17 protein-coding genes, 2 pseudogenes and 1 riboswitch are annotated in these 22,738 nt (G+C 41.2%); of the genes and pseudogenes, 14 read left to right on the top strand and 5 right to left on the bottom strand.

The window, feature by feature from the left end; all coding sequences use genetic code 11:
- Nucleotides 1-96: 96 nt before the first annotated feature.
- Nucleotides 97-837: an amino acid ABC transporter ATP-binding protein gene (locus HT719_RS01980; RefSeq protein ID WP_000189488.1), complete on the bottom strand. Its 741-nt coding sequence runs from the start codon at nucleotides 835-837 to the stop codon at nucleotides 97-99.
- Nucleotides 837-2,402, bottom strand: a complete 1,566-nt coding sequence (locus HT719_RS01975) for an ABC transporter substrate-binding protein/permease (RefSeq protein ID WP_172928069.1) — start codon at nucleotides 2,400-2,402, stop codon at nucleotides 837-839. The genes HT719_RS01980 and HT719_RS01975 overlap by 1 nt, the downstream gene beginning before the upstream one ends.
- Nucleotides 2,403-2,540: 138 nt before the next feature.
- Between HT719_RS01975 and HT719_RS01970 the strand changes: the two genes are divergently transcribed.
- Nucleotides 2,541-4,430, top strand: coding sequence for a DUF2207 domain-containing protein (locus HT719_RS01970; protein WP_172928067.1), 1,890 nt, complete (start codon nucleotides 2,541-2,543; stop codon nucleotides 4,428-4,430).
- A gap of 61 nt (nucleotides 4,431-4,491) precedes the next feature.
- Entirely contained in the window at nucleotides 4,492-5,337 is an 846-nt protein-coding gene (locus HT719_RS01965; RefSeq protein ID WP_172928065.1) for an undecaprenyl-diphosphate phosphatase, read from the top strand.
- Nucleotides 5,338-5,469: 132 nt separating this feature from the next.
- Here the strand turns inward: HT719_RS01965 and dinB are convergent, their stop codons facing one another.
- Nucleotides 5,470-6,531, bottom strand: a complete 1,062-nt coding sequence (gene dinB, locus HT719_RS01960) for a DNA polymerase IV (protein ID WP_172928063.1) — start codon at nucleotides 6,529-6,531, stop codon at nucleotides 5,470-5,472.
- 237 nt (nucleotides 6,532-6,768) lie between these two features.
- On the opposite strand from dinB, the gene pflB reads away from it, so the two are divergent.
- Entirely contained in the window at nucleotides 6,769-9,093 is a 2,325-nt protein-coding gene (gene pflB / locus HT719_RS01955) for a formate C-acetyltransferase (RefSeq protein WP_172928062.1), read from the top strand.
- 184 nt (nucleotides 9,094-9,277) lie between these two features.
- Here pflB and HT719_RS01950 read toward each other — a convergent pair whose 3' ends face one another.
- Together HT719_RS01950 and trkA are read right to left on the bottom strand one after the other, a co-directional pair.
- Nucleotides 9,278-10,717 carry a TrkH family potassium uptake protein gene (locus tag HT719_RS01950; RefSeq protein ID WP_172928060.1) on the bottom strand — a complete coding sequence of 480 codons (1,440 nt, stop codon included), beginning with the start codon at nucleotides 10,715-10,717 and terminating at the stop codon, nucleotides 9,278-9,280.
- Between the two features lie 3 nt (nucleotides 10,718-10,720).
- The gene (trkA, locus tag HT719_RS01945) at nucleotides 10,721-12,070 is read right to left on the bottom strand and encodes a Trk system potassium transporter TrkA (RefSeq protein WP_172928058.1); all 1,350 of its coding nucleotides are present in this window, start codon (nucleotides 12,068-12,070) and stop codon (nucleotides 10,721-10,723) included.
- Nucleotides 12,071-12,321: 251 nt separating this feature from the next.
- Between trkA and HT719_RS01940 the strand changes: the two are divergent.
- The 11 genes and pseudogenes from HT719_RS01940 to HT719_RS01890 all read left to right on the top strand — a co-directional run bounded on the left by HT719_RS01940 (nucleotide 12,322) and on the right by HT719_RS01890 (nucleotide 22,381).
- A pseudogene (locus HT719_RS01940) lies at nucleotides 12,322-13,097 on the top strand (S-adenosyl-l-methionine hydroxide adenosyltransferase family protein).
- Between the two features lie 15 nt (nucleotides 13,098-13,112).
- Complete coding sequence (locus tag HT719_RS01935) at nucleotides 13,113-13,658, top strand: ECF-type riboflavin transporter substrate-binding protein (protein WP_172928056.1); 546 nt, start codon at nucleotides 13,113-13,115, stop codon at nucleotides 13,656-13,658.
- 283 nt (nucleotides 13,659-13,941) lie between these two features.
- Nucleotides 13,942-15,624, top strand: a complete 1,683-nt coding sequence (locus tag HT719_RS01930) for an ABC transporter ATP-binding protein (protein WP_172928054.1) — start codon at nucleotides 13,942-13,944, stop codon at nucleotides 15,622-15,624.
- Nucleotides 15,609-16,439 (top strand): annotated as a pseudogene (locus tag HT719_RS01925) (energy-coupling factor transporter transmembrane component T). Before HT719_RS01930 ends, HT719_RS01925 begins: the two are co-directional and overlap by 16 nt.
- A gap of 192 nt (nucleotides 16,440-16,631) precedes the next feature.
- Entirely contained in the window at nucleotides 16,632-17,135 is a 504-nt protein-coding gene (locus HT719_RS01920; protein ID WP_172928053.1) for a tRNA (cytidine(34)-2'-O)-methyltransferase, read from the top strand.
- Nucleotides 17,136-17,194: 59 nt separating this feature from the next.
- Nucleotides 17,195-17,413: riboswitch (FMN riboswitch) on the top strand.
- A 159-nt stretch (nucleotides 17,414-17,572) separates the two neighbouring features.
- A complete protein-coding gene (locus HT719_RS01915) occupies nucleotides 17,573-18,136 on the top strand; it encodes an ECF transporter S component (protein WP_172928052.1) in 564 nt (187 codons plus the stop codon).
- Entirely contained in the window at nucleotides 18,126-18,776 is a 651-nt protein-coding gene (locus tag HT719_RS01910) for a phosphatase PAP2 family protein (protein ID WP_172928051.1), read from the top strand. The genes HT719_RS01915 and HT719_RS01910 overlap by 11 nt, the downstream gene beginning before the upstream one ends.
- Before the next feature lie 27 nt (nucleotides 18,777-18,803).
- Nucleotides 18,804-19,223: a chromosome partitioning protein ParB gene (locus HT719_RS01905; RefSeq protein WP_172928050.1), complete on the top strand. Its 420-nt coding sequence runs from the start codon at nucleotides 18,804-18,806 to the stop codon at nucleotides 19,221-19,223.
- A 4-nt stretch (nucleotides 19,224-19,227) separates the two neighbouring features.
- Nucleotides 19,228-19,677 (top strand): GNAT family N-acetyltransferase, encoded by a 450-nt coding sequence (locus tag HT719_RS01900; RefSeq protein WP_172928072.1) that lies wholly within the window; start codon nucleotides 19,228-19,230, stop codon nucleotides 19,675-19,677.
- 127 nt (nucleotides 19,678-19,804) lie between these two features.
- The gene (gene rpoE / locus HT719_RS01895) at nucleotides 19,805-20,392 is read left to right on the top strand and encodes a DNA-directed RNA polymerase subunit delta (protein ID WP_172928049.1); all 588 of its coding nucleotides are present in this window, start codon (nucleotides 19,805-19,807) and stop codon (nucleotides 20,390-20,392) included.
- A 381-nt stretch (nucleotides 20,393-20,773) separates the two neighbouring features.
- Nucleotides 20,774-22,381 (top strand): CTP synthase, encoded by a 1,608-nt coding sequence (locus tag HT719_RS01890; protein WP_172928047.1) that lies wholly within the window; start codon nucleotides 20,774-20,776, stop codon nucleotides 22,379-22,381.
- Nucleotides 22,382-22,738 lie beyond the last annotated feature (357 nt).

The following is a 22,738-nucleotide window of genomic DNA, read 5'->3' as shown; positions in this document are numbered from 1 at the left end:
GGCGGATTCTTGACCCTCAAGTAGTAGAGATAGAGAATCTGCCTTTTCATTTTGAGGACAGCAAAAAGACTGCACGGTTGAGGCAGCCTTTTCTTTTTATTTGAGATAGCGTTGAAGGAATTCTTTTGTACGGTCTTCTTTAGGATTGGTGAAGAGATCTTCTGGTTTGCCTTCTTCAGCAATCACACCCTTATCCATAAAGATAACACGGTGAGAGACATCACGGGCGAATTCCATTTCGTGGGTTACGACAATCATGGTCAAGCCTTCCTGAGCCAGATCTTGCATGATTTTGAGGACTTCTCCAACCATTTCTGGATCGAGAGCTGATGTTGGTTCATCAAAGAGAATAGCGTCCGGATTCATGGAGAGGGCACGAGCGATGGCCACACGTTGTTTTTGACCCCCTGAGAGTTGTCTTGGCTTCGCTTGCCAGTAGCGTTCTCCCATGCCGACTTTTTCTAGGTTTTCTTTGGCAGTCTTTTCAGCTTCTGTGCGTTCGCGTTTAAGGACAGTTGTCTGAGCGACAATTGTGTTTTCAAGCACGTTGAGATTTTCAAAGAGGTTAAAGGATTGGAACACCATCCCCAACTTTTCACGGTATTGCGTGAGGTCATAGCCTTTTTCGAGGACATTTTGTCCATGATAAAGGATTTGTCCATCAGTTGGTGTTTCAAGTAGGTTGATGGAGCGTAGGAAGGTCGATTTCCCGCTTCCAGAGCTTCCGATGATAGAGATGACCTCTCCCTTGTGGACAGTCAGAGAAATGTCTTTTAGCACTTCGTTTTGTCCATAGGATTTTTTGAGGTGTTTAATTTCAAGGATTGCTTGTGTCATTATTTCAAATCCTCCGTTTGCATTTGGTTAGCACCTGTAGTATAGGTATCCATGTCCATTCGGCGTTCGATGAAGCGTAGGATACGTGTTACGGTGAAGGTGAGGACAAAGTAAATCACGGCGATGATTGTAAATGTCTGGAAGTATTGATAGGTTTGAGTTGCCACGGTATTTCCTGAGAAATAAAGTTCGACAACAGAGATAACGTTCAATACAGATGTATCTTTGATATTGATGACAAATTCATTACCAGTTGCTGGTAGGATGTTACGGACAACCTGAGGTAGCACAATCTTATGCATGGTTTGGTTATGAGTCATACCGAGTGCAGTCGCGGCTTCAAATTGTCCCTTGTCAACTGCTAGGATACCACCACGGACGATTTCAGTCATGTAGGCACCAGTGTTGATCGAAACGATGAAGATAGCAGCCAGTGTGCGGTCAAGGTTGATACCGAAAGCTTGAGCAGTTCCATAGTAGATAACCATCGATTGAACAATCATTGGGGTACCACGGAAAATTTCAATGTAGACATTGAGAATCCAGCCAACTAGTTTTTGTAAGCTGTAAATGGCTTTATTCTCAGAGAGAGGAGCAGTACGGAAGACACCAATGGCAAGTCCAATAATGAGACCTGTGATGGTTCCGACGATAGAGATTAAAAGAGTGATACCAGCACCACGCAAGAGTTGTTGCCAGTTTTCAGAAAGAATTTTAGCAACTTGGCTAAAGAAACTACTGCTAGTCTCTTCAGTTGTTGTAGCTTCGGCAGGTTGTTCCTTGATCATACGATCCATCAAGGCAACTTGGTCGTCTTTTGAAATGGTTTCAATGCTGGCATTGATTTGGCTAATACGATTGTCATCTTTACGAAGTCCAATGGCGATAGCTGTATCTTCTTCCCCAGTTTTGAAACCTGGTTCTACTTGGACCATCTTGAACTTAGAGTTTGCAGCTTCGGCAGTCAGAGCTTCTGGGCGTTCAGAAACATAGGCATCGATGACACCAGCCTCAAGAGCTTGGCGCATTTGAGCGAAGTCTCCCATGGCTGTTTCTTTTTTAGCACCTGGGATTTGTGAAATCAAGTCATAAAGGTAAACACCTTGTTGAGAAGTGATTTTCGCACCATTAAAGTCATTCAAAGATTTAGCATTTGCGTAGGCAGAATCTTTTTTGATAAGCAAAACTGGTTCGCTAGTGTAGTAACTGCTTGAAAAGGCAATTTCTTGTTTACGCTCGGCAGTAGGACTCATACCTGCGATAATCATGTCAATCTTACCAGAAGTAAGGGCAGGGACTAGACCTTCCCACTTGGTTTTAACAACCAAAGGTTCTTTACCTAAGTCCTTAGCGATTTTCTTGGCGATTTGAACATCGTATCCGTTGGCATACTGGTTGGTTCCATCGATTTTGACAGCTCCATTGCTATCATCATCCTGGGTCCAGTTAAAGGGGGCATATGCTGCTTCCATCCCGATGCGTAAATATTCATCGGCTTGAGCAACATTGACAAGTCCCAGCATCAGCAAGAGACTTGTGAAAATAGATAAGTATATTTTTCTCATGATTTCTCCTATTTCTAATCTATTAAAAAATAACTGTCTCCTATTTTATCGAAAAAAACTCTATTTTTCAATATAGGTAAGCCCTTACTTATGAAAAAATGATATAATGATAGCAAAGATAAAAAGGGGGCTTAGTTGATGAAAAAAACTTTTTTCTTATTTGTTTTAGGCTTGTTTTTCCTTCTGCCATTCTCTGTTTTTGCCATTGATTTCAAGATAAACTCTTATCAAGGGGATTTGTATATTCATGCAGACAATACAGCAGAATTTAGACAGAAGATAGTTTATCAGTTTGAGGAGGACTTTAAGGGCCAAATCGTGGGACTTGGACGTGCTGGCAAGATGCCTAGCGGATTTGACATTGATTCCCATCCAAAGGTTCAGGCCGCGAAAAATGGTGCTGAACTGACAGATGTTACTAGCGAAGTGACAGAAGAAGCAAATGGTTATACTGTGAAAGTCTACAATTCAGGTCAGGGGGGCGACATAGTTGAAGTTGACCTCACATGGAATTTAAAAAATTTGCTTTTTCTATATGATGACATCGCTGAATTAAATTGGCAACCTTTAACAGATAGTTCAGGGACTATTGGAAAGTTTGAATTTCATGTAAGGGGAGACAAGGGGGCTGAAAAACTCTTTTTCCATACAGGGCAACTCTTTAGAGAGGGAACAGTTGAAAAGAGTAACCTTGATTATACTATTCGTTTGGACAATCTTCCGGCTAAGCGTGGAGTTGAATTGCATGCCTATTGGCCTCGAACTGTTTTTGCTAGCGCTAGGGATCAGGGTTTGGAAGGGAATCGTTTAGAAGAGTTTAATAAGATAGAAGACTCGATTGTTAGAGAAAAAGAGCAGAGTAAACAACTCCTTACTTGGGTCTTCCCTTTGCTACTTTCCATTTCCTTGTTATTGAGTGTCTGCTTCTATTTTATCTATAGAAGAAAGACCACTCCTTCAGTCAAATATGCCAAAAATCATCGTATCTATGAACCACCGATGGAATTAGAGCCTATGGTTTTATCAGAAGCAGTCTACTCGACCTCCTTGGAGGAAGTGAGTCCTCTAACAAAAGGAGCAGGTAAATTTACCTTTGACCAACTTATTCAAGCTACCTTGTTAGATGTGATAGATCGTGGAAATGTCTCTATCATTTCAGAAGGAGATGCAGTTGGCTTGAGGCTGGTAAAAGAAGATGGTTTGTCAAGTTTTGAGAAAGACTGCCTAAATCTGGCCTTTTCAGGCAAAAAAGAAGAAACTCTTTCCAATTTGTTTGCGGATTACAAGGTATCTGATAGTCTTTATCGTAGAGCAAAAGTCTCTGATGAAAAACGGATTCAAGCAAAGGGACATCAGCTCAAATCCTCTTTTGAAGAGGTATTGAAAGAGATGCAAGAGGGAGTGAGAAATCGAGTTTCCTTCTGGGGGCTCCCAGATTATTATCGTCCTTTAACTGGTGGGGAAAAGGTCCTGCAAGTAGGTATGGGACTCTCTACAGTCCTGCCTCTATTTATTGGATTTGGTTTGTTCTTGTATAGTTTGGATGTTCATGCTTATTTTTACCTCCTCTTGCCGATACTTGGTTTTCTAGGTTTGGTTTTGGCTGTTTTCTATTATTGGAAGCTTCGACTAGATAATCGTGATGGTGTCCTAAATGAAGCAGGAGCAGAAGTCTACTATCTCTGGACCAGTTTTGAAAATATGTTGCGTGAGATTGCACGATTGGATCAGGCTGAGTTGGAAAGTATTGTGGTCTGGAATCGCCTCTTGGTCTATGCGACTCTATTTGGTTATGCGGACAAGGTCAGTCATTTGATGAAGGTTCATCACATCCAAGTGGAAAATCCAGATATAAACCTCTATGTAGCTTATGGCTGGCACAGTATGTTTTATCATTCAAGCGCGCAAATGAGCCATTATGCTAGTGTCGCAAATACAGCAAGTACCTACTCCGTATCTTCTGGAAGTGGAAGTTCTGGAGGTGGCTTCTCAGGAGGCGGAGGTGGCGGCAGTATCGGAGCCTTTTAAAGAGAACTGCCATAGACTGAAAAAGTATGCTATAATGGAAGATAGAAAAAAGGAGTAATCTATGTATCTTATTGAAATTTTAAAATCTATCTTCTTTGGTATTGTCGAAGGAATTACGGAATGGTTGCCGATTTCCAGTACAGGTCACTTGATTTTAGCAGAGGAATTTATCCAATACCAAAATCAAAATGAAGCCTTTATGTCCATGTTTAATGTCGTGATTCAGCTTGGTGCTATTTTAGCGGTTATGGTGATTTACTTTAACAAGCTCAATCCTTTCAAACCGACTAAGGACAAGCAGGAAGTTCGTAAGACTTGGAGACTATGGTTAAAGGTCTTGATTGCTACTTTACCTTTGCTTGCAGTATTTAAGTTTGATGATTGGTTTGATACCCACTTCCATAACATGGTTTCAGTTGCTCTCATGTTGATTATCTATGGGATTGCCTTTATCTATTTGGAAAAGCGCAATAAAGCGCGTGCTATCGAGCCAAGTGTAACAGAGTTGGACAAACTTCCTTATACGACAGCTTTCTATATCGGACTCTTCCAAGTTCTTGCCCTTTTACCAGGAACTAGCCGTTCTGGAGCCACAATCGTCGGTGGTTTGTTAAATGGAACCAGTCGTTCAGTTGTGACAGAATTTACCTTCTATCTAGGGATTCCTGTCATGTTTGGAGCCAGTGCCTTAAAGATTTTCAAATTTGTAAAAGCGGGACAACTCTTGAGCATTGGGCAATTGTTCTTGCTCTTGGTTGCGATGGGAGTCGCTTTTGCAGTCAGCATGGTGTCTATTCGTTTCTTGACCAGCTATGTAAAAAAACATGACTTTACTCTTTTTGGTAAATACCGTATCGTACTTGGTGGTGTCTTGCTATTTTATAGCTTTGTCCGTTTATTTGTATAAGAAAAACCTTGAAGGGTCCAGACTCTTCAAGGTTTTATACTCAATGAAAATAAAAGAGCAAACTAGGAAGCTAGCCGNNGTTTTGAGGTTGCAGATAGAGCTGACGTGGTTTGAAGAGATTTTCGAAGAGTATTAAAATCCAGTCACGGTAATCCCCAACAGGCGGACACCTCTTTCTTTCTCGCTTAATTCTTCATAGAGTTGCAGGGCTATTTGGCTTATCTGACTAGCATCCTGTGTTTTTTGAGCCAGACTTTTTCGTTTAGTGAGAGTTGAAAAGTCCTCGTAGCGGATTTTCAAAATGACAATTTTTCCAGCTTTTTCTTGTTGATGTAGATTGAGAGCGACTCTTTCTGATAGGAGAGTCAGCTCTTTTTTGATGTCTTCCTCGGCACGGAGAATCTTCCCATAGGTTTTCTCCTTGCCGATTGATTTACGGATGCGATTGGATTTGACGGGGGAATTGTGGATACCACGAGCCTTTCGATAAAGGTCATAGCCCAGTCTGCCAAATCGGTCTATTAGGGTCACTTCAGGCACTTCAAGCAAATCAGCGCCAGTAAAAACACCCATTTGATGAAGTTTTTCCACTGTCTTTTTTCCTACTCCATGAAACTTGGAAATATCCATTTGTTTGAGAAAATCCTCAGCTTGGTCAGGTAAAATCACTGTCAGACCATGTGGTTTTTGATAATCGCTGGCCATTTTAGCTAAGAATTTGTTGTAGGAAACGCCTGCAGAAGCAGTCAGATGGAGTTCCTGCCAGATATCCTCTTGAATGAGGCGAGCAATTTTGACCGCTGACTTGATGCCGAGTTTATTTTCTGTTACATCCAAATAGGCTTCGTCAATGCTCATAGGTTCAATCAAATCTGTATAACGCTTAAAGATAGCTCGAATCTGGAGTCCCACAGCTTTATATTTTTCATAATTCCCTGAGATGAAGACGGCCTGTGGACATCGTTCATAAGCTTCCTTGGAACTCATGGCGGAATGGATCCCAAAAGCTCGTGCTTCATAGCTACAGGTAGCAACGACTCCCCGCCCACCTGTTTGCCGAGGGTCGCTTCCGATAATGACAGGTTTTCCTTTGAGTTTAGGATTATCTCTGATTTCTACGGCAGCAAAAAAGGCATCCATGTCAATATGGATGATTTTTCTTGACAAATCATTTAACAAAGGGAAAATCAACATGCCTAGCACCTTTTTACTGCTTATTTTCTTTTATTATACCCTTTTTTCTGAAAAAAAGAAAAAAGGACTTTATTTTTTCAAAAATATAATACAGTTTGGCATAGAGAATGGTCTGTGTTAGAAAAGAAAGTGTAAAAATAAGGAACTTTCGCTTGTTGAAATCGGTTACTGTATGGTATACTGGTTTCACAAATGTAACAGATGACTGTTACTAGAAAGAAAATAGAGGACATTAACATGGTTGTTAAAACAGTTGTTGAAGCACAAGATATTTTTGACAAAGCTTGGGAAGGCTTCAAAGGCGTAGATTGGAAAGAAAAAGCAAGTGTATCACGCTTCGTACAAGCTAACTACACACCTTACGATGGAGATGAAAGCTTCCTTGCAGGGCCAACAGAACGCTCACTTCACATCAAAAAAATTGTAGAAGAAACTAAGGCTCACTACGAAGAAACTCGTTTCCCAATGGACACTCGTCCAACATCTATTGCTGACATTCCAGCAGGATTTATTGATAAAGAAAACGAAGTTATCTTCGGTATCCAAAATGATGAACTCTTCAAATTGAACTTCATGCCAAAAGGTGGTATCCGTATGGCTGAAACTACTTTGAAAGAAAATGGATACGAACCAGACCCAGCTGTTCACGAAATCTTTACTAAATACGTAACAACAGTTAACGACGGTATCTTCCGTGCTTACACTTCAAACATCCGTCGTGCTCGTCACGCTCACACTGTAACTGGTCTTCCAGATGCATACTCACGCGGACGTATCATCGGTGTTTACGCACGTCTTGCTCTTTACGGTGCAGACTACTTGATGCAAGAAAAAGTAAACGACTGGAACGCAATCGAAGAAATCGATGAAGAAACAATCCGTCTTCGTGAAGAAATCAACCTTCAATATCAAGCATTGCAACAAGTTGTTCGCTTGGGTGACCTTTACGGAGTTGACGTTCGCAAACCAGCGATGAACACTAAAGAAGCAATCCAATGGGTTAACATCGCCTTCATGGCTGTCTGCCGTGTTATCAACGGTGCTGCTACATCTCTAGGACGTGTGCCAATCGTATTGGACATCTTTGCAGAACGTGACCTTGCTCGTGGTACATTTACTGAATCAGAAATCCAAGAATTCGTTGATGATTTCGTTATGAAACTTCGTACAGTTAAATTTGCTCGTACAAAAGCTTACGACCAATTGTACTCAGGTGACCCAACCTTCATCACAACTTCTATGGCTGGTATGGGTAACGACGGTCGTCACCGTGTTACTAAGATGGACTACCGTTTCTTGAACACTCTTGACAACATCGGTAACTCACCAGAACCAAACTTGACAGTTCTTTGGACTGACAAATTGCCATACAACTTCCGTCGCTACTGTATGCACATGAGCCACAAACACTCTTCTATCCAATACGAAGGTGTAACAACAATGGCTAAAGACGGATATGGTGAAATGAGCTGTATTTCATGCTGTGTGTCTCCACTTGACCCAGAAAATGAAGAACAACGCCACAACATCCAGTACTTCGGTGCTCGTGTAAACGTATTGAAAGCCCTTCTTACTGGTTTGAACGGTGGTTATGACGATGTTCACAAAGACTACAAAGTATTTGACATCGAACCAATCCGTGACGAAGTTCTTGAATTCGAATCAGTTAAAGCTAACTTTGAAAAATCTCTTGACTGGTTGACTGACACTTACGTAGATGCTTTGAACATCATTCACTACATGACTGATAAGTACAACTACGAAGCAGTTCAAATGGCTTTCTTGCCAACTAAACAACGCGCTAACATGGGATTCGGTATCTGTGGATTTGCTAACACTGTTGATACATTGTCAGCTATCAAATATGCTACAGTTAAACCAATCCGTGATGAAAATGGCTACATCTACGATTACGAAACAATCGGTGAATACCCACGTTGGGGTGAAGATGACCCACGTTCAAACGAATTGGCAGAATGGTTGATCGAAGCTTACACAACTCGTCTACGTAGCCACAAACTTTACAAAGACGCAGAAGCTACTGTATCACTATTGACAATCACATCTAACGTTGCTTACTCTAAACAAACTGGTAACTCACCAGTCCACAAAGGTGTATACCTCAACGAAGATGGTTCTGTGAACTTGTCTAAACTTGAATTCTTCTCACCAGGTGCTAACCCATCTAACAAAGCTAAAGGTGGATGGTTGCAAAACTTGAACTCACTTTCTAGCCTTGACTTTAGTTATGCAGCTGATGGTATCTCATTGACTACACAAGTATCACCTCGCGCTCTTGGTAAGACTCGTGACGAACAAGTTGATAACTTGGTAACAATCCTTGATGGTTACTTTGAAAACGGTGGACAACACGTTAACTTGAACGTTATGGACTTGAACGATGTTTACGAAAAGATTATGTCTGGTGAAGATGTTATCGTACGTATCTCTGGATACTGTGTAAACACTAAATACCTCACTCCAGAACAAAAAACTGAATTGACACAACGTGTCTTCCACGAAGTTCTTTCAATGGATGATGCCTTGGACGCATTGAGCTAATCAAGTTCTTGAATAATGAAATAAGGAACCCTCGGTCAGTCGACTGAGGGTTATTTTTTGAACTCTTATACTCTGACAAAATCTCTTCAAAATACGGCAGTTTTATCTGCTGACTTAAAGCAGTGTTTTGAGAACTCTGAAATAAAAACACCACACTTTGTAAGAAACAAGGTGTGGTTGTATTTTATCTCTTAGACCAAGTCCTCTTCATAAAGAGAAGTAGGATTGGGTAAATCTCCAAGCGACCTGCAATCATTGCAAAGGAGAGGAGAATTTTTGAGATAGGACTAAAGATTGAGAAACTAGAAGTGGTTCCTAGAATAGGTCCTATATTATTGAAACAGCTAAAGACAGCACTGGTCACAACCAGAAAATCATTGCTATCTAGGCTGACAATAAAGATAAGCGCTAGCAAAATCATAGCATAGATGACAAAGTACTTGAGAATCTTATGTTGGGTATCTTTGTCAATCACCGTTTTATTAACATGGAGGGTCAAAACACGGTGGGGCGATAGAATGGACAAAATCTGATTTTTAGCAATTTTTGAAAGGATGAGGCCTCGAATAACCTTGAGTCCACCTGCGGTTGAACCAGCAGAACCACCGATTGCCATGAGGAAGAGAAGGATAAACTGGGAGAAGAGGGGCCAGTTGGTAATATCTCCGTATCCAAAACCAGTCGTTGTAATGATATTGGAAACCTGGAAGAAGGCCATTTCAAAGCTCTTGGAAAATTCTGGGTAGAGATAGAGGGTATTAAGGCTAATCAAGCCTGTAGAAACCAGCACGATGACCAAGTAAGCACGAAGTTCCTCGTCACCAAAGAAGGCTTTGACGCGACGGAGCATGAGGTAGTAGTAGAGATTGAAATTTACCCCAAAAACCAAAACTCCGATACTAACTAGATAGGTAATCAGTGAGCTACCATAGTGGGAGATTCCATCGTTATAGACTGTAAAACCTCCTGTACCTGCTGTTCCCATGGCAATGATAAAACTATCAAATAGGGGCATGCCAGCTAGATAATAGATGATGACAAAGAGGGAGAAGAGAGCTAGATAAAGGAGATAGAGAATCTGGGCAGTGTTTTTTAGTTTGGATACTACTTTACCAAAAACAGGGCCAGGAACCTCAGCCTTCATCACTTCTAGGTGGCTATTCTTGGCATTATCCATAATAGCAAGTGCAAAAACAAGTACTCCCATCCCTCCAATCAAGTGGGTAAAACTTCGCCAGAAGAGGAGGGAACGGCTGAGAACCGAAACATCGTTCAGAATAGTTGCTCCAGTAGTTGTAAAGCCAGAACTGATTTCAAAAAAGGCATCGATAAGGCTGGGAATTTGCCCAGCAAAAACAAAGGGGAGACCGCCAAAGAAAGACCAAAGGATCCAACAGAGGGCAACAATCAAGATTCCCTCCTTGGCGTAAATCCGTTGATTTTTTGGCTTTTGTAAAATTCCTGAACCACCTAGTAATACGAGAATCCCAATCGTTGTAAAGAGGGCTGTAAAGACTTGGCTCGATTCATGGTAGTATATGGCAATCGCAACAGGAACCAAGAGGAGAACAGCTTCAATCAAAAGTAACTTTGAAAGGAGGTAACGAATCATACTTTTATTCATTTCTTACCTCGCAATCAAATCATAAATTTTGGTGATGTTTGGCAACAAGGTTGTTACTAGGAGCTTGTCTCCGACTTCAAGCGTATCCTCCCCAGTAGGGAAAATAGTCTTGCCCTTTCGAATGATGGCTGCAATAAGAACCCCTTTTTTCAATTTCAGTTGAGAAAGAGGTTTGGCAGTCATTTTATTGGCTTCCTTGATATGGAATTGTAGGGTTTCGATTTGGCCATTTGCTAGATGGTGCATGGCTTGAAGGTCTGAATATTGGGCATTAACACGGCCACGAATAAAGTGCATGATTGTATCTACAGCGATGATTTTCGGAGTGATAATGCTTGAGAAATCAGGCGCATGAATAATTTCAAGGAGACTAGTTCTGTTAACCTTGCTAATATTTTTTTGTACTCCGACACTATCCAGGAACATAGAAGTAATAATATTCTCTTCGTCAACTCCTGTTAGGGTTGCTACTGCATCATAGTTTTGAGCACTTTCTTCTAGTAAGATATCTTTTGCGGTACCATCTCCTTGGACAATATAGAGATTAGGGAATTTCTCACTAAAGAAACGTGCTCTTTCAGGATTAATCTCGATGACTTTGGTATCAATACGACTGTCTTTGAGGATACCTAGTAGATAATAGGCAATTCTACCTGCTCCAACGATGAGAAGGCTCTTCACAGCACGAGATTTGAAATAATTATGGAAGAGCATCATATCAACACGGTTACCAGTGACAAAGATTCTATCTTTATCCTGTATGGTCATGTCACCACTTGGGATGATAATTTGATGATCTCTTTCTATCGCACAGACAATGACATTGCCGAATTTTTTCCGAAAATCAGAAATAGGCATTTGGCAAAGACCGCTAGTGGATTTGACAACAAATTCCATGAGGCTAACGCGTCCACCAGCAAAGCGTTCGACAGATAGGGCGTTGGGGAAGTCAATGATATTGGCGATAGCGCGGGCAGCCAAGAGCTCAGGATTTACGATAAGAGAAAAGCCGAGAATATTCTTTTCTTTGAAATAAGAGTTAGAGTATTCAGGATTTCGCACCCGAACGATAGTCTCTTTAGCCCCCATTTTCTTGGCTAGAACGGCTGCAATCATGTTTACTTCATCGTACTCAGTCAAGGCGATAAAGATATCACAATCTTGGACACTGGCTTGCTCAAGAATGGCAAAATCCGCCCCGTTACCAAGGATACCTATGATATCAAAGCGATTGACAATATGATTGAGGACGGCTTCGTCTTGCTCAATCAGCAAAACATCATGCTTTTCTGCAACCAAGGAGCGACAGAGAGCAAAACCAACTTTTCCCCCTCCGACAAGGATAATTTTCATAACAAAACCTACTTTTTCATGATGTAACTATCATACCTTTTTTCAAGAAAAAATGCACCTACTAGCTAATAACAAGAGCTTTTAGTAGGAAATTTGCTATAAGGTAAAACTATACCCTAATCAATTGAAATAGCTAGTAGCATCTTTCTATGAAATATGGTATGATAAAGGATATACAAGGAGATAAAATGAATAATAATTTACTGGTATTATAATCAGACTTTGGTCTGGTTGATGGTGCGGTATCGGCTATGATTGGAGTGGTTTTAGAAGAGTCTCCAACCATAAAAATTCATCATTTGACGCACGATATCACGCCTTATAATATTTTTGAGGGGAGCTATCGTCTCTTTCAGACGGTGGATTACTGGCCTGAGGGAACGACATTTGTATCGGTGGTCGATCCAGGTGTCGGCTCGAAACGTAAGAGTGTGGTTGCCAAGACTGCAAAAAATCAATACATTGTCACGCCAGATAATGGTATGCTTTCTTTTATCAAGAAACACGTTGGCATTGTAGCTATTCGTGAGATTTCTGAAGTGGCCAATAGACGTCAAAATACAGAGCATTCTTATACCTTCTACGGTCGTGATGTCTATGTTTATACTGGTGCTAAACTGGCCAGTGGTCGCATTTCTTTTGAGGAAGTGGGGCCAGAGCTCAGTGTGGATCAGATTGTAGAGCTTCCAGTCGTAGATACAATCATAGAAGATCATCTGGTGAGGGGAGCCATTGATATTCTGGATGTTCGTTTTGGACCTCTATTATGCGAGAAGAATTTTACAAGCTGGAACCAGTATTCGGTGACCGTTTTTAAGTGACTATCTATCATGCAGATATGCTGGTCTATCAAAATCAGGTTGTCTATGGCAAATCATTTGCAGATGTGAGAATTGGGCAACCTATCCTTTACATTAACTCCCTCTATCGTTTAGGTCTGGCTATCAACCAAGGTTCTTTTGCCAAGGCTTATAATGTAGGTGTCGGTTCATCTTGGACCATTGAAATAAAGAAAATAGAATCATAAAATAGGAGAATATAGATGAAAAATCAATCAATTAAACAAGTTGTTGCTATCGGTGTTGGAGCTGCGCTCTTTGTTGTCATCGGGATGATCAGCATTCCGACACCTGTTCCAAATACAAGCATCCAGCTTCAGTATGCGGTACAGAGCCTCTTGTCTATCATTTTTGGGCCTCTAGTGGGATTACTTGTTGGTTTAATTGGTCATGCAGTGAAGGACTCGCTTGCTGGCTACGGTCTATGGTGGACTTGGATTATTGCTAGTGGTCTCTTTGGTCTAGCCGTCGGACTCTTTAGAAAATACATTCGAGTAATACAGGGTGTTTTTGAGTTGAAGGATATTGTCTTCTTTAACCTCATTCAGATTGTTGCAAATGCTCTTGTTTGGGGTGTCTTGGCACCACTTGGAGATGTTGTGATTTATCAAGAAGCGGCAGAAAAAGTATTTGCCCAAGGGATTGTTGCTGGAATTGCTAATGCTGTAACTGTAGCTATTGCAGGTACCCTTCTCTTGCTAGCTTATTCACGTACGCAGACTCGTTCAGGAAGTTTGAAAAAGGATTAACATAAAGGAAAAGGCTGGGCAACCAGTCTTTTTCGATGTTTATAGATTAGTTAGGTAAGCTAGCTAGGATAGGAATCTTTTTGGCGCTAAGATTTTAAGAGAAGAGACTGCAAGAAGGGGTAGATTTATGATAAAATAGAAGTCTAATACTCTGCGAAAATCTAATTCAAACCGCGTCAGCTCTATCTACAACCTCAAAACAGTGTTTTGAGCAACCTACGGCTAGCTTTCTGGTTTGCTCTTTGATTTTCATTGAGTAGAAGAAGCGAATGAAGAGAGTAAGATGAAAGAAGCTATAATTGAGTGGAAGGATTTCTCTTTCCGGTATGAAACACAACAAGAACCGACCCTGCAAGGGGTAGACTTGACTATTTACAAGGGAGAGAAAGTCTTAATTGTTGGCCCATCTGGGTCAGGCAAGTCTACCTTAGGTCAGTGTTTGAATGGAATTATTCCCAATATTTACAAGGGCCAGATGTCTGGAGAATTTGTGATCAAGGGGCAAGCAGCCTTTGATATGAGCATCTACGATAAATCTCATCTGGTCAGTACAGTTTTGCAGGATACAGATGGGCAGTTTATCGGCCTGTCTGTGGCAGAAGATTTGGCTTTTGCTCTGGAAAATGACGTGACAGCTCTAGATGACATGAAAAGTCGTGTTCATAAATGGGCTGAAAAGCTTGACCTTCTTGATTTACTAGCTCAGCGACCTCAGGATTTGTCTGGTGGACAAAAGCAGCGAGTCAGTCTGGCTGGTGTCTTGATTGATGAAAGTCCGATTCTCTTGTTTGATGAGCCACTCGCCAATCTGGATCCCAAGTCAGGTCAGGATATTATCGAAGTGATTGACCAGATTCATAAGGAAGAGGGGACGACGACTCTTATTATCGAGCACCGTTTGGAGGATGTTCTGCATCGCCCTGTCGATCGGATTGTCTTGATAAACGATGGTCGTATCCTCTTTAATGGGAGCCCTGACCAGCTACTTTCGACTGATTTATTGACACAAAATGGAATTCGAGAACCCCTTTATCTAACCACTCTCCGTCAATTGGGTGTGGATTTAGTCAAGGAAGAACAGTTAGCAAATCTGGATAACATGTCTATCTCAAAAGGTCAGGTTCAGTTGCGGACGGAACTAGTAAAAGAAACCCCAGAATTGCAGTCACTCTTTAGACTAGAGGACGTGTCGTTTTCTTATGATGATAGACCGATTTTAAAGTCCCTACATTTGGATATTAAAAAGGGCGAAAAGATTGCTATTGTCGGAAAAAATGGGGCTGGAAAATCAACCCTTGCCAAGGCCTTAAGTAGCTTTATTCAGACGGAAGGGCGCTATCTTTGGGAAGAACAGGATATCAAAGGAGATTCTGTTGCAGAGCGGGCGGAACGAATAGGCTATGTGCTGCAAAATCCCAATCAAATGATTTCAAGCAATATGATTTTTGATGAGGTGGCTATGGGACTTCGTTTGCGAGGTGTGGACGAGCAGGAAATTGAAACGAGAGTCTATGAAACCTTGAAAATCTGCGGTCTATATGAATTCCGTAATTGGCCCATTTCTGCCCTGTCATTTGGTCAGAAAAAACGTGTCACCATTGCTTCAATTTTGGTCTTGGGGGCTGAAATTATCCTCTTAGATGAACCGACAGCTGGTCAAGACCAGAAGAACTATACTGAGATTATGGAATTTCTTGAAGAACTGCATCAAAAAGGTCATACCATTGTCATGATTACCCATGATATGCAATTGATGCTGGATTATTCAGATCGGGCTCTTGTCATGGTGGATGGGGAATTGATTGCCGATACTGATCCAGCTAGTCTCTTGAGCAATCCTGAGCTGTTAGTAAAAGCCAATCTAAAAGAAACCTCTATCTTCAACTTGGCAAAGAAACTCGACGTGGATCCACTTGCTTTAACGGCATTTTATAAAGAAAGGAGAGAAGGATGCAAGCTAAACTAATTGGTTACCAGCATAGAGATACTGTGATTCATCGCTTGTCAGGAGCTGCTAAACTCCTCTTTTTCATCCTTGTATCATTGGCGGCCATGATTAGCTATGATACTAGACTACTTGTTCTGATTGCCATCTTTTCGGTTTTTCTCCTCTATTTGTCAGAAATCCGCTTTAAAGATGTTTCCTTTGTGGCCGTTTTTGCGACGGTATTTGCCGTTTTAAACGTCTTGATGGTCTATCTCTTTTCTCCTGAGTAGGGGGTTGGACTTTACGGAGAGAGAAGTGTGATTTGGCAGGGAATCGGTGCCTATACCCTAACCAGCCAGGAGCTCTTTTATCTGCTAAATTTGGCCATTAAGTATCTCTGCACCATTCCTCTGGCTATTATCTTTTTGATGACAACCCATCCTAGTCAGTTTGCTTCCAGTTTAAATCAAATTGGTGTGCCTTACAAGATTGCCTATTCAGTCAGCCTGACTTTGCGCTATATTCCAGATTTGCAGGAAGAATTCTTTACTATCAAGATGTCTCAGGAGGCGCGTGGGATGGAATTATCCAAGAAAGCTTCTCTTATGCAACGAATCAAAGGCAATCTGCGCATTATCACTCCCTTGATTTTTAGCTCGCTAGAACGCATTGATACCATTGCGACCGCCATGGAGCTTCGCCGCTTTGGGAAAGAGAAAAAACGCACTTGGTATAGTTATCAGGCCTTGAAAAAAGGAGACTATCTTACCTTGTTCTTGGCAGCCTTGTTTTTAGTAACTAGTTTACTACTTATCTTGCAGAATCAGGGACGATTTTACAACCCTTGGAAATAGCTTGAAAAAATTGAAAAAATCAAGTCGTTTCTATTGACAATGATTCTGAAAGTGTTATACTAAGAAAGTAGTTTCGCTGATTTACTTCAAACCTGTTGTGAGGTAAGTTAACGATGCCTTAACCACGCTGTTTGCTGAGCTTGACTCCGGGCAGTGTGGCTATTTTTTTGCAATGGTAAAAGGAAGCAAGTCATGACAAATCACATTGTATTATTTGAACCACAAATTCCACAAAATACAGGCAATATCGCGCGTACTTGCGCTGCGACCAATTCTCCCCTCCACATCATCAAGCCAATGGGCTTTCCTATTGATGACCGCAAGATGAAGCGAGCTGGATTGGATTATTGGGATAAGCTAGAGATTTATTTTTATGACAGTTTAGAGGATTTCATGTCTCAGATGAAGGGAAAACTTTATCTGATTTCGAAATTCGCGGAAAAAGTCTATTCTGAGGTGGATTTATCGACTGACGAGGACTACTATTTTCTCTTTGGACGTGAAGATAAGGGCTTGCCTGAGGACTTTATGCGCGAACATCCTGAGAAAGCTCTCCGTATTCCTATGAATGATGAACACGTCCGCAGTCTCAATGTGTCTAATACCGTCTGCATGATTGTCTACGAAGCCCTCCGCCAGCAGAACTTTGCAGGTCTTGAGCTTGTTCATACCTATGAAGTGGATAAATTGAAATAAAAAATGAAAATGAAAATGAACAAAATGCTTGCGCTTGCAAGCGTTTTTTGTTATGATAAAAGAGTCTTCAGGGCAGGGTGAAATTCCCGACCGGCGGTAAATTTGACTAGCTATTTTAGCTTTCTCGTCGTTGTCTTGTCTCGATATACTTTAAGTATTATCTTCGACTGCGACGCCTAGATAAATCTAAAATATCTTAGCCAAATAAGTCCGCGAGCGCAAGCTGATGTGGTGAGATTCCACAACCGACAGTATAGTCTGGATGGGAGAAGACGAAAGAATAGCTTTGTCTGTTCTGATAGATTTATAGCTAGATTGTAACCGCTTGCTTTATTTTGATAGAGTGAGAGGGAACTTTTGGGATATAAAAAGTGAGAATAGATAGAGGAATCCTTTCTAACTTCTTCTGATTTTATAGAAAATTGGAGGAACCTGTTATGACAAACACACGTCGACTTTCGACCATTGCGATTTTATCAGCCATCTCATTTGTGCTGATGTACTTTGACTTTCCGCTTTTACCAGCGGCGTCCTTCCTCAAGATCGAATTTAGTATCTTGCCAGTCCTTGTGGGCTTGGTGGTCATGGATCTGCCTGCTGCTCTAGGAATTCTCTTGCTTCGCTCACTCTTGAAATTGCTTCTTAACAGCCAGGGAGTGAATACTTACATTGGTTTGCCAATGAATATCGTAGCTTTGGGAGTTTTTGTCATCGTCTTTGCTTTGATTTGGAAAAAGGAACGGACAACTCTTCGTTTCCTACTAGGCTCTCTAGCTGGGACTATTGGTCTAACCGTGGCTATGTTGCTTCTCAACTATGTTTATGCTGTTCCTTTGTACGCTAAGTTTGCTAACTTTGATATTGGAAAAATTTTGGGACTTTCCAACTACCTAATGACTATGGTGTTGCCTTTTAACTTGATTGAGGGTGTAATCTTTTCCGTTTCATTCTGGTTGTTGTATGTTCTCTTGAAACCAACCTTAAAACATTATGAAAGATAAACAAACATTTTTAATGAAGGGCAGTTTTGCCCTTTTACTTTTCGTTATTCTTGGCTACATGGTCAAATTTTACCCTGAAACGCTGGTCGGTTTTGATCAACCGATACAGACTGCCGTTCGAGGAGACTTGCCAGATTACTTGACTATTCTTTTCCGAGCCATCACACGCTTGATTGATATTCCAGTGATTATCACTTGGGTTGCCATCGTAGCCTTTATCTTTTATCGTAAGCGATGGAAGATAGAAAGTTTCTTCATGCTGGGAAATCTGGCTTTGGCAGGTCTTTTAATCGTGACCTTTAAAAATATCTACCAGCGCCCACGACCAGCTATTTTACACTTGGTTGAGGAGAAGGGATTTTCCTTTCCAAGTGGCCATTCTCTGGCTGTAACCTTGATGGTCGGTTCTCTGATTGTCATTCTCAGTCAACGAATTAAAGATCCAGTCTGGAGAAGAATCGTGCAAATCGTGCTAGGTCTCTACCTAGTCAGTGTGTTGGTATCAAGGGTCTATCTGGGAGTTCATTACCCGTCAGATGTCCTTGCCAGTCTCTGTGTGGGCTTGGGAGTCTTGTTTATCGAATTTCCCTTCTATGACAAGCTACGCTTCCAATGGCGATTTAAAGGCAAGCAGAAGTGAGTATCAAATTCCCTTGAGGAGAAAGAAATGAAAGTCAATATAGCAGATCTTCATCCGACTCAACTATATTTATCAGAAAAGAAGTTGCAAGATATTCAGATACTTTATCAGTCTGTAGAACTAAACAATGTTGATCCAATTAGTATTCTTGCATTTGGAAATTGCTTGTTGATTACAGATGGGCATCACAGGGCTTATCAGGCTTTATTGGCAGGTCGAGATACGATTTCTGCTGAGTTTGATAGAGACGGCGGTGATGAACTATATCATCTCTATGCGCAAGCCTGCGAAGAAAGAAAAATTTACTCTGTTCTGGATTTAAAAAATCATATCTTAGCTCAAGATGAGTATGAAGCAAAATGGTATAACTGGTGTGATGGTTTTAATCAAGCAGCAACTCTTTTGTTGAAAAGGAAAGCAGATGAAACGGATTTTACAAATAGATAATGCACTGCGTCTTGTTCCTTATGATAAGGTCAATCATTGTGAAGAAGCTTTTGCTTGGTATCAGGATGTGAACTTGGTTTACCTCGTAGATGGGGTGAAGAGACCTTATAGTCCAGCGACCCTGGAAGCTATGTATTCTTATTTGGATAAGCATGGAGAGCTTTTTTGGATTGAAGTCAAGGAGAAGGGAGAATGGTTTCCAATTGGGGATGTTACACTATCTCAGGATAATCTCCCCATTGTGATTGGGAATTCCGCTTACCAACATCGAGGACTTGGAAAAAAGATTCTAAGTGCTTTGATTGAATTGGCTCGAGTAAAAGGATGGAAAGAATTGAGAGTCAGGGAAATCTACACCTACAATCATGCTTCTAGGAGGTGTTTCAAGTCGCTTGGATTTGTGGAAAATGGAGCAACAGAAAAAGGAATGAGTTTTATATTGAAAATAATCTAATCCTGTCACTTTCTCCCCCTTAACCTTTGACTATTCTGCAAAATTATCGTAAAATAAAGAGTAAATGATAAAATGAGGTCAGAGTCTGTTCGCTCTGGCGATAGTAGTATAAATGAGGAGAAACGCTTTGGAATTAGAAGTATTTGCTGGGCAAGAAAAAAGTGAACTATCTATGATTGAGGTAGCGCGTGCTATCTTGGAACTTCGTGGTCGCGATCATGAGATGCATTTTAGCGATCTTGTAAACGAAATTCAAAACTACCTTGGAACATCAAACAGCGATATCCGCGAAGCTTTGCCTTTGTTCTACACAGAGTTGAACTTTGACGGTAGCTTCATCTCACTTGGAGACAACAAATGGGGTCTTCGTTCATGGTATGGTGTGGACGAAATCGACGAAGAAATTATCGCTCTTGAAGAAAATGACGACGATGAAGTAGCACCAAAAGCTAAGAAAAAACGTGTCAATGCCTTCATGGATGGTGATTCAGATGCCATTGACTACAATGCGGATGATCCAGAAGACGAAGATGCATACGAAGCAGATCCTGCTCTTTCATACGATGATGAAAATCCAGATGATGAGAAAAACGAAGTGGAAGCTTATGATGCAGAAATCAACGAAATCGCTCCTGATGACTTGGGTGAAGACGTGGATCTCAACGAGGAAGATGACGAGTTCTCAGAAGATGATGCTGAAAACAGCGAGGAATAAGAGTTAGCTATTGACAATTATCCTATTTTTAGGTATCATATTGTTCGGGCACCTCTTTTAGAGGTCGGGGCTCCCTAGTTCTTAGGGAGCTATTTTTGTTTTTTCAAGAAGTTATCTTCTTGTGTTTTATACTCAATGAAAATCAAAGAGCAAACTAGCCGCAGGTTGCTCAAAACACTGTTTTGAGATTGTAGATAAGACTGACAAAGTCAGGAACACATATCTACGGCAAGGCGACGTTGACGCGGTTTGAAGAGATTTTCGAAGAGTATTAGTTGTGAATCTGGTGCAGTTGTCCCAGATTATTCTTATTAGTAGGGTCTTGTTTTCTATCTCCCCTCGTAGTTAACAAGGTCTTGAGCATTTTAGAAAGAGGAATCTATGTCTACGAAATATATTTTTGTAACTGGTGGTGTCGTATCGTCTATTGGGAAAGGGATTGTGGCAGCGAGTCTAGGCCGTCTCTTGAAAAATCGTGGTCTCAAAGTAACCATTCAAAAATTTGACCCTTATATCAATATCGATCCGGGAACTATGAGCCCTTATCAGCACGGGGAAGTTTTTGTGACAGATGACGGAGCTGAAACAGATTTGGACTTGGGTCACTATGAACGTTTCATCGATATCAATCTCAACAAATATTCCAACGTGACAACTGGTAAAATTTACAGTGAAGTTCTTCGTAAGGAACGTCGTGGAGAATACCTTGGGGCAACTGTTCAGGTTATTCCTCATATCACAGATGCTTTAAAAGAAAAAATCAAGCGTGCCGCTCTAACGACCGACTCTGATGTCATTATCACAGAGGTTGGTGGAACTGTTGGAGATATCGAGTCCTTGCCATTCCTAGAGGCCCTTCGTCAGATGAAGGCGGATGTGGGTGCGGATAATGTTATGTACATCCATACAACCTTGCTTCCTTACCTCAAGGCCGCTGGTGAAATGAAGACCAAACCAACTCAGCACTCTGTAAAAGAATTGCGTGGATTGGGAATCCAACCAAATATGTTGGTGATTCGTACAGAAGAGCCAGCTGGTCAAGGAATTAAAAATAAACTGGCCCAGTTCTGTGATGTGGCACCAGAAGCCGTTATCGAATCGTTGGATGTCGAACATCTTTACCAAATTCCACTGAACTTGCAGGCACAAGGTATGGACCAAATTGTCTGTGACCATTTGAAATTAGACGCACCAGCAGCGGATATGACAGAATGGTCAGCCATGGTGGACAAGGTCATGAACCTCAAGAAACAAGTTAAAATTTCCCTTGTCGGTAAGTATGTTGAATTGCAAGATGCCTACATTTCTGTGGTTGAAGCCTTGAAACACTCTGGTTATGCTAACGACGCAGAAGTGAAAATCAATTGGGTCAATGCCAATGATGTGACAGCAGAGAATGTGGCAGAGCTTTTGTCTGATGCGGACGGAATCATCGTACCAGGTGGTTTTGGCCAGCGTGGTACTGAAGGGAAAGTCCAAGCCATCCGCTATGCACGTGAGAATGATGTTCCAATGTTGGGTGTCTGCTTGGGCATGCAGTTGACTTGTATCGAGTTTGCTCGTCATGTTCTGGGGCTTGAAGGTGCCAATTCTGCAGAGCTTGCACCAGAAACAAAATATCCTATCATTGATATCATGCGTGATCAGATTGATGTTGAGGACATGGGTGGTACCCTTCGTTTGGGACTTTATCCATCTAAGTTGAAACGTGGCTCTAAGGCAGCAGCTGCTTATCACAATCAAGAAGTGGTGCAACGCCGTCACCGTCACCGCTATGAGTTTAACAACGCCTTCCGTGAGCAGTTTGAGGCAGCAGGTTTTGTCTTCTCAGGAGTTTCTCCAGACAATCGTTTGGTAGAAATTGTGGAAATTCCTGAAAATAAATTCTTTGTAGCATGTCAGTATCACCCTGAACTGTCAAGCCGTCCAAATCGACCAGAAGAACTCTACACTGCCTTTATTACTGCAGCAGTTGAGAACAGCAATTAGCAAAATCAGAACCTTTGAGAACAATCTCAGAGGTTTTTTGCATACGATGATATTGCAGTATATCTGAGGTAGGAGTCCTCTGTATGTACCTGCTACCGTTGAAATCAATAGCGACTCCCTCTTGCCCTGTGCTAGTGAATGGATTTTTCAGTATATTGAAATGAAATAAAATTTGAACAAATTAATTCGGAAAGCCAAATCAATTTCTAGCAAAGTTTTAGGAACTGGATTGTATAGTGAATTGAAATAAGATGTGAACAACTCTATCAGGAAAGTCAAATTAATTTATAGAAATATTTTAGCAGTCAAGATGTACTGTTATAGATTCAATATACTATACCCCAAATCATTCATACC

Source organism: Streptococcus sp. k-378, assembly GCF_013277505.1.
GTDB classification, from domain to species: Bacteria; Bacillota; Bacilli; order Lactobacillales; family Streptococcaceae; genus Streptococcus; species Streptococcus pseudopneumoniae.
Note: the sequence above shows the minus strand (reverse complement) of the source record. Positions and strands in the feature narration are given on the sequence as shown.

Bases quoted from the DNA above. Each gene is read 5' to 3' on its own strand.
- HT719_RS01910 (WP_172928051.1), top strand. From the start codon at position 18,126: ATGAAAGATAAACAAACATTTTTAATGAAGGGCAGTTTTGCCCTTTTA.
- HT719_RS01890 (WP_172928047.1), top strand. From the start codon at position 20,774: ATGTCTACGAAATATATTTTTGTAACTGGTGGTGTCGTATCGTCTATT.
- HT719_RS01905 (WP_172928050.1), top strand. From the start codon at position 18,804: ATGAAAGTCAATATAGCAGATCTTCATCCGACTCAACTATATTTATCA.
- pflB (WP_172928062.1), top strand. From the start codon at position 6,769: ATGGTTGTTAAAACAGTTGTTGAAGCACAAGATATTTTTGACAAAGCT.
- HT719_RS01930 (WP_172928054.1), top strand. From the start codon at position 13,942: ATGAAAGAAGCTATAATTGAGTGGAAGGATTTCTCTTTCCGGTATGAA.
- HT719_RS01975 (WP_172928069.1), bottom strand. From the start codon at position 2,402: ATGAGAAAAATATACTTATCTATTTTCACAAGTCTCTTGCTGATGCTG.
- HT719_RS01980 (WP_000189488.1), bottom strand. From the start codon at position 837: ATGACACAAGCAATCCTTGAAATTAAACACCTCAAAAAATCCTATGGA.
- HT719_RS01915 (WP_172928052.1), top strand. From the start codon at position 17,573: ATGACAAACACACGTCGACTTTCGACCATTGCGATTTTATCAGCCATC.
- trkA (WP_172928058.1), bottom strand. From the start codon at position 12,070: ATGAAAATTATCCTTGTCGGAGGGGGAAAAGTTGGTTTTGCTCTCTGT.
- HT719_RS01965 (WP_172928065.1), top strand. From the start codon at position 4,492: ATGTATCTTATTGAAATTTTAAAATCTATCTTCTTTGGTATTGTCGAA.
- HT719_RS01950 (WP_172928060.1), bottom strand. From the start codon at position 10,717: ATGAATAAAAGTATGATTCGTTACCTCCTTTCAAAGTTACTTTTGATT.
- dinB (WP_172928063.1), bottom strand. From the start codon at position 6,531: ATGTTGATTTTCCCTTTGTTAAATGATTTGTCAAGAAAAATCATCCAT.
- HT719_RS01970 (WP_172928067.1), top strand. From the start codon at position 2,541: ATGAAAAAAACTTTTTTCTTATTTGTTTTAGGCTTGTTTTTCCTTCTG.
- HT719_RS01920 (WP_172928053.1), top strand. From the start codon at position 16,632: ATGACAAATCACATTGTATTATTTGAACCACAAATTCCACAAAATACA.
- HT719_RS01935 (WP_172928056.1), top strand. From the start codon at position 13,113: ATGAAAAATCAATCAATTAAACAAGTTGTTGCTATCGGTGTTGGAGCT.